We start from the raw sequence: 6,718 nt of genomic DNA, 5'->3' as shown, positions 1-6,718 counted from the left end.
GTGGCGTATGAAGAGGATTCTTAAGGATGAAATCCTTAAGCCTGCGGAGCATAAAGAGGGTGGCATTGCCTCCACCGTACGCCACGCGCAATTTGCCAAAATGGTGAAAAATGGCGCCCTAGACGGTTTGAGCGGGGACGAGGCTTTACATTGCCATACGTTCGGCGTTAAATGGCCGTTTGTTTCGCGACTAGAGCTCTCTGGAATAGATCATTAGAACAGGGGATTGCCATGCCCAGGAATTTTTTGAGCATTCTCGACCTGGAGAAGACCGACGCCCACGCCCTTGTGCGACGAGCACACGAGATGAAGCAGGTGGATTACCGAAGTGACCTTCTGTCTGGCAAGACTGTTGCTATGATTTTTGAGAAGGCGTCCACCCGAACTCGCGTCAGCTTTGAGGTGGGCATCCGTCATCTGGGCGGGACCCCTCTGTTCATGACGCCTGCGGAGTCGCAGCTTGGCCGCAGCGAGCCGCTGTGCGATACGGCGCGTGTGCTTTCGCGCTATTGTGCGGGCATGGTGGTCCGCACGTTTGGTCAGGAGAAGGTGGACGCGCTGGCCACGTGGGGCAGCATCCCCGTGGTGAACGCCCTGACTGACGAATACCATCCGTGCCAGGTCATGAGCGATATGCTGACCATGTACGAGCGCACACCGGACTTTTCGTCCCTGAAGGTGGCGTGGGTTGGCGACGGCAACAACATGGCGCATTCCTTTATCAATGCTGCTGTGCATTTTCCGTTTGAGCTGGCGCTTGCCGTGCCTGAGGGCTACGACCCGGACCCCGCCATCGTGGAGCGGGCAAAGGGCCTTGGCGCGCGGATAACGCTGACCCGCGACCCGCGCGAGGCATGCGCCGGTGCCCATTACATTAATACTGATGTATGGGCGTCCATGGGGCAGGAGGAAGAGCAGAAGGCCAGAGAAAAGGCCTTTGCCGGATTTATGGTGGACGACGCCATGATGGCGCTTGCCGCACCGGATGCGAAGTTCCTGCATTGTCTTCCCGCCCACCGAGGCGAGGAAGTGTCCGAGTCCGTTATCGAGGGGCCGCAGTCTGTGATTTTTGATCAGGCCGAGAACCGCCTGCATATGCAGAAGGCCATCCTTGAATGGGTTTTTTCCGACTAAGTATTTTTGAGTAGAGGAAGCAATGAGCAAAGACATCAAGAAAGTGGTCCTCGCCTATTCCGGCGGTCTGGACACCTCCGTCATTCTGGCGTGGATTAAGGAAACCTACGACTGCGAAGTCGTGACCCTCACCGCAGACCTTGGTCAGGGTGAAGAGCTGGACGGCATTGACGAAAAGGCGCTGAAAACCGGTGCTGTGAAGGCATACGTCGAAGACCTGCAGGAAGAATTCGCCCGCGATTTCATCTTCCCCATGTTCCGCGCCGGTGCGATTTATGAAGGCCGCTACATGCTCGGCACGTCCATCGCACGTCCGCTGATTTCCAAGCGCCTTGTGGAAATCGCCCACGCCGAGGGTGCGCAGGCCGTGGCCCATGGCGCAACCGGCAAGGGCAACGATCAGGTGCGTTTTGAGCTGGCCACCGCCGCTCTGGACCCGACCCTGACGACCATTGCCCCGTGGCGCGAATGGGACCTGAAGTCCCGTACGGACTGCATCAGCTTTGCAGAGGCCCACGGCATTGAAACGCCCATGAGCCACGCCAAGCCCTACAGCTGCGACAGAAACCTGCTGCACTGCAGCTTTGAAGGCGGCGAGCTGGAAGACCCGTGGAGCGAGCCGGGACCGTTCTCCCACGCCATGTGCGTGTCCGTGGAGGAGGCTCCTGACGAGGCCGAGGTCATCACCATTGATTTTGAAAAGGGCGACCCGGTTGCCATCGATGGCGAAAAGCTGTCCCCGGCCAGCATCATGTTGAAGCTGAACGAGCTGGGCGGCAAGCACGGCATTGGCCGTGTGGACATGGTGGAGAACCGCTTTGTGGGCATGAAGTCCCGCGGCGTGTACGAGACCCCCGGCGGCGCGATTCTGTTTGCTGCGCACCGCGACCTTGAGGGCGTCACCATGGACCGCGAACTCATGTCCCTGCGCGACTCCCTTATCCCCCGCTATGCCGAGATGGTCTACAACGGCTACTGGTACGCGCCGGAGCGTGAAGCCATTCAGGCCTTCATCGACAAGTCGCAGGAGCACGTGACGGGTACCGTCCGCCTGAAGCTGTACAAGGGTCAGGCCATCCCGCTGGGCCGCAAGTCCCCGTACTCCCTGTATGATGCTTCCCTCGCCACCTTCGAGGCCGAGGACGTCTACAATCAGGCCGACGCCGCCGGGTTCATCACCTTGCAGGGGCTTCGCCTGAGAGGCTTTGCCAAGAAGTAGGAGCACCACATGTCTGAGACGAAAATGTGGGGCGGCCGCTTCGCCGCCAAGACTGCCGAGTCCGTGGAGCAGTACACCGCTTCCGAGCAGTACGACCGCGAGCTTTACGCCGAGGATATCCGCGGCTCCATTGCCCACGCGCACATGATGGGCGCGCAGGGCGTGCTGACCGCTGAGGAAGTGCAGACCATCACCTCCGGCCTGAATCAGGTCCGCGAGGAGATTGAGTCCGGCGCCTTTGTCTGGAAGCGCGAGCTGGAAGACGTGCACATGAACATTGAGGCGCGCCTGACGGAAATCATCGGCCCCCTCGGTGGCAAACTGCACACCGGCAGAAGCCGCAACGACCAGATTGCTCTGGACTTTCGCCTGTATGTGACGCGCCGCATGAATGAGTGGCGTGGCCTGTTGGCGGACCTTGTGGCCTCCCTTGGCCGCCGCGCGGATGAACACCGCCAGACCCTGCTGCCCGGCTGCACGCATATGCAGCCCGCTCAGCCCGTGAGTTTGGCGCACCACCTGCTGGCGTACGCCCAGATGTTCATGCGCGACGCGGACCGGGCAGGAGACTGCGCCCGCCGCGCCAATGTGTCGCCCCTCGGGGCCGCCGCGCTGGCCGGAACCACCTATGACTTTGCTCCCGAGGCTGTGGCCGAGGAGCTGGGCATGGGCGGCGTGTTCGCCAACTCCATGGACGCCGTGTCCGACCGCGACTTTGTCATCGAGGCCGTGTTCACCGGGTCCATGATCATGGCGCACTTGTCGCGCCTGTGCGAAGAAATCATTATCTGGTCCAACCCCGCGTTCGGCTTTGTGAAGCTGCCTGATGCCTACGCCACAGGCTCCAGCATCATGCCGCAGAAGAAGAACCCGGACGTGGCGGAACTGATGCGCGGCAAAACCGGCCGCGTGTACGGCTCGCTGACCACCCTGATGACGCTGGTGAAGGGCCTCCCGCTGGCCTACAACCGCGACATGCAGGAGGACAAGGAGCCGTTCTTTGACGCGGACCGCACCGTGCGTGCGTCCGTGGGCATCATGGCCGATATGGTGGCCGAGCTGGGCTTTGACGCGGACCGTATGCGTCAGGCCTGCGCGCGCGGCTACCTGAACGCCACGGAGCTGGCCGACTACCTCGCGTCCAAGGGCATGCCCTTCCGCGAGGCGCACCACGTAACCGGTTCCGCCGTGGGCTATGCCGAGAAGCAGGGCAAGGGCCTTGAGGACCTGACCCTTGAGGAACTGCGCCAGTTCTCGGATATGATCGAGCAGGACGTCTTTGAGGCTTTGGCCTACGAGACGGCTGTCGCCCGCCGTGAAACCTCCGGCGGCACGGGACCGAACTCCGTGACCCGCCAGATTGAAACGCTGCGCGCGTGGCTGACGTCCATGGACTAGCCGCCGTTCAGTCAGCAATGACGCTATGGGACGCTCCGGTAACGGGGCGTCCCTTTTTTTGCGTCTTTTTGCGCGCAGCAGGGGAGGGAAAAGGCTGTTTTATGACGATGGTGTGCGGTTTTTGGAGGAATGCAGAAAGGAAAAAATTCCAGCGGTTGCGAAATGTAACGTCCCGTCCTATAACGGCATTATGGTGACAGATTCTCCCCTTCAACCTCGGAGTATTGACCATGAAGCGTGAAGATGTGTTGTCTGGCCCCGGTATTGGACGGGAATTCGTACGGCGTTTTGCTGGGCACCGGCCCATGGTGAAGCTGCTGATGAACACGGGAAAGATACGCACCAGTCAGGAGAAGGCCGAGCAGGTGCGGTTCGTCATGGACCGTTTGGTCACGCTGGCCACGGCGGATTCCGACGCCGCGCGCCGGCAGGCTTACAAGTATCTTAATGACAACCGGGCGCTCAATCGCCTGTTCGACCATGTCGCCCCGTGCTGCCAAGAGGTGGAGGGCCACTATGTGCGCCTGACGCCCATCGGCGGAGCGGGGACGGCCGCGCCGATGACCATGGTGGAACTGCCCCTTGAGGAGAAACCCTAAAAGGCCGCTGACCAAACACAGCGCGGCGCGTACAGAAACACCTTGCATTCCAGCATGCGGCATCTCGCCCATGCTTTGAAGGCGCCGCGCGCCGCACGAGCTCATCACATGGAGGCTGCTGGATTTGGGCGAGGCGTTCGCGCCGCCCTCTCGCAGCGAGAAGTGAGAACATACCAATGAGAAACGCCCCGCAAGCCGGAAGGGAGGCTTGCGGGGCGTTGTCGTGCAACCTGAGTGTGTCGGCCTCAGGTTGCAAAAAACCGGAGAGAGGGAGAGAGGCTGTCTGTGTCGAGACAGGCTCTCCCCCTTTCTCCGGCTTCGCCGTGCGAAAGGGAATGAGGACTAGCGGGGGCGGAAGGTAATGCGGCCGCGGTTCAGGTCGTAGGGAGAAAGCTCCACGGTGACCTTGTCGCCGGGCAGAACACGGATGCGGAACTTGCGCATCTTGCCGGAGATGTGGGCCAGCACTTCGTGGTCGTTCTCAAGCTTCACGCGGAACGTCGCATTGGGGAGGGCTTCTTCAACGACGCCCTGTACTTCAATTGCTTCTTCTTTAGCCATATGTCCTCCATTTCAATATTCACGAGCATGCTGCGACAGCGATGCCAGACTTTAAGAGTAGTGTGTCCACACATGATGGAGTGCGGACCGATAGCGCCTACAACATGCACGGGCGCTCGTCAAGGTGCCACGCCCTGTATGCAGAGGCGCCCACGGTGCGTTGCGCCGTGGTTTGAAGCCGAATGCGGATGCGATTTCACTCTGGGAAAATATCAGGGAATCCGGATTGGTACAAGATGCTCTGCGCACAAGGCCGACTGCATTTTTCATGGCGGAGGGACACAGGAGTCGAACCTGCCAATCGTTTCTCAACGATTCTACGGGTTTGAAGCCCGCGCCCATCACCGGATGAGACGTCCCTCCGCATGGGTAGGCGTGAAGTAACAGGTTTGGCCCAACTCTTCAAGCGGAAAGGCAATTCGGCCCGCCGCGCCAGCCCGCCCAGAGCAGGAATTGCCCCGGCCTGCGCGTGGACAGTGCCATGGGTGTATGTTAGCGTTTTACGATACGCCTTGCACGAAAAGGCAAAAATGGAAAAAACGCACCGCAGGCCATTGCCTGCCGTACCATCAGAACTTATACTACCGGATATCCTGCGAATCAGCGCAAACGCGCCAATGCCATAGAGGAGTTCCAACTTGAACAACTTCGCCAAGAACCTCTTTCTGTGGGCGGCCATCTGTCTCGTTATGGTCGTCCTCTTCAACCTGTTTAACCAGCCGCCTACACCCCAGCTGAAGTTCAGTTACACGGAACTGCTGGAGCGCGTGGACAAGGGTGACGTGGTTGAAGTGAAAATCCAGGGACAGCGCATCACTGGCTCCGTCGTGGATGGCCAGCGCTTTGTCAGCTACGCCCCTGACGACCCGAACTTTGTCCAGCGGCTTATCGACCGCAAGGTGCAGGTCACGGCGGAACCTGATGAGGAATCCCCCTGGTACATGACGTTATTCATATCATGGTTCCCAATGCTGTTGCTTATTGGCGTGTGGATTTTCTTCATGCGGCAAATGCAGTCCGGCGGCGGAAAGGCCATGAGCTTCGGCCGCTCGCGGGCCAAAATGATTAGTCAGGACCAGTCCAAGGTCACCTTTGAAGACGTCGCCGGTGTGGACGAAGCCAAGGAAGAACTCTCCGAGGTTGTGGAATTTTTGTCCCAGCCCAAGAAGTTCACCCGCCTTGGTGGTCGCATCCCCAAGGGCGTTTTGCTTGTCGGCTCGCCCGGCACTGGTAAAACGCTGCTTGCCCGCGCCGTCGCCGGTGAAGCTGGCGTGCCGTTCTTCTCCATCTCCGGCTCCGACTTCGTCGAAATGTTCGTCGGTGTTGGCGCCTCCCGTGTGCGCGACCTGTTCGTGCAGGGCAAGAAGAACGCCCCGTGCCTCATCTTCATCGACGAAATCGACGCCGTTGGCCGCCAGCGCGGCGCCGGTCTTGGCGGTGGGCATGATGAACGTGAGCAGACGCTGAACCAGCTCCTCGTCGAGATGGACGGCTTTGAGTCCAACGAAGGCGTTATCCTCATCGCCGCCACCAACCGCCCTGACGTTCTGGACCCGGCACTGCTGCGTCCCGGCCGTTTTGACAGGCAGGTTGTGGTGCCCACGCCCGACGTGCGTGGCCGTGCACGCATCCTTGAGGTGCACTCGCGCCGCACGCCCCTCGGCCCCGATGTGGACATCGTCACCATCGCCCGCGGGACGCCCGGTTTCTCCGGCGCGGACCTTGAGAACCTCGTCAACGAGGCCGCCCTGCAGGCCGCCAAGCTCAACCGCGATCAGGTTGTCATGGCGGACTTTGAGACGGCCAA

At 60.4% G+C, this 6,718-nt stretch carries 7 protein-coding genes and 1 tRNA gene; 6 read left to right on the top strand and 2 right to left on the bottom strand.

Annotation, left to right across the window (positions count from 1 at the left end; genetic code table 11):
- From ACY69P_RS12765 to ACY69P_RS12745, 5 genes are all read left to right on the top strand, one after another.
- The coding region (locus ACY69P_RS12765) for a hypothetical protein (protein WP_462327747.1) at positions 1-217 on the top strand (217 nt) is incomplete at its 5' end.
- A gap of 14 nt (positions 218-231) precedes the next feature.
- Entirely contained in the window at positions 232-1,134 is a 903-nt protein-coding gene (argF, locus tag ACY69P_RS12760; RefSeq protein WP_459898808.1) for an ornithine carbamoyltransferase, read from the top strand.
- 22 nt (positions 1,135-1,156) lie between these two features.
- Positions 1,157-2,353 (top strand): argininosuccinate synthase, encoded by a 1,197-nt coding sequence (locus tag ACY69P_RS12755; protein ID WP_459898810.1) that lies wholly within the window; start codon positions 1,157-1,159, stop codon positions 2,351-2,353.
- Between the two features lie 9 nt (positions 2,354-2,362).
- Positions 2,363-3,751, top strand: a complete 1,389-nt coding sequence (gene argH / locus ACY69P_RS12750; protein WP_459898812.1) for an argininosuccinate lyase — start codon at positions 2,363-2,365, stop codon at positions 3,749-3,751.
- A 230-nt stretch (positions 3,752-3,981) separates the two neighbouring features.
- Positions 3,982-4,350, top strand: a complete 369-nt coding sequence (locus ACY69P_RS12745; protein WP_462327746.1) for a bL17 family ribosomal protein — start codon at positions 3,982-3,984, stop codon at positions 4,348-4,350.
- A gap of 342 nt (positions 4,351-4,692) precedes the next feature.
- On the opposite strand, the gene infA is transcribed toward ACY69P_RS12745, so the two are convergent.
- Complete coding sequence (gene infA / locus ACY69P_RS12740) at positions 4,693-4,911, bottom strand: translation initiation factor IF-1 (protein WP_078683826.1); 219 nt, start codon at positions 4,909-4,911, stop codon at positions 4,693-4,695.
- Between the two features lie 269 nt (positions 4,912-5,180).
- Positions 5,181-5,274, bottom strand: a tRNA-Sec gene (locus ACY69P_RS12735).
- 275 nt (positions 5,275-5,549) lie between these two features.
- On the opposite strand from ACY69P_RS12735, the gene ACY69P_RS12730 reads away from it, so the two are divergent.
- Positions 5,550-6,718: ATP-dependent metallopeptidase FtsH/Yme1/Tma family protein (locus ACY69P_RS12730; protein ID WP_462327745.1), on the top strand; the 1,169-nt coding region annotated here is incomplete at its 3' end.

The sequence above is a fragment of the Desulfobaculum sp. genome (assembly GCF_054921475.1).
The sequence above is the reverse complement of the archived record's forward strand: the minus strand, read 5'-3'. Positions and strand labels throughout refer to the sequence as shown.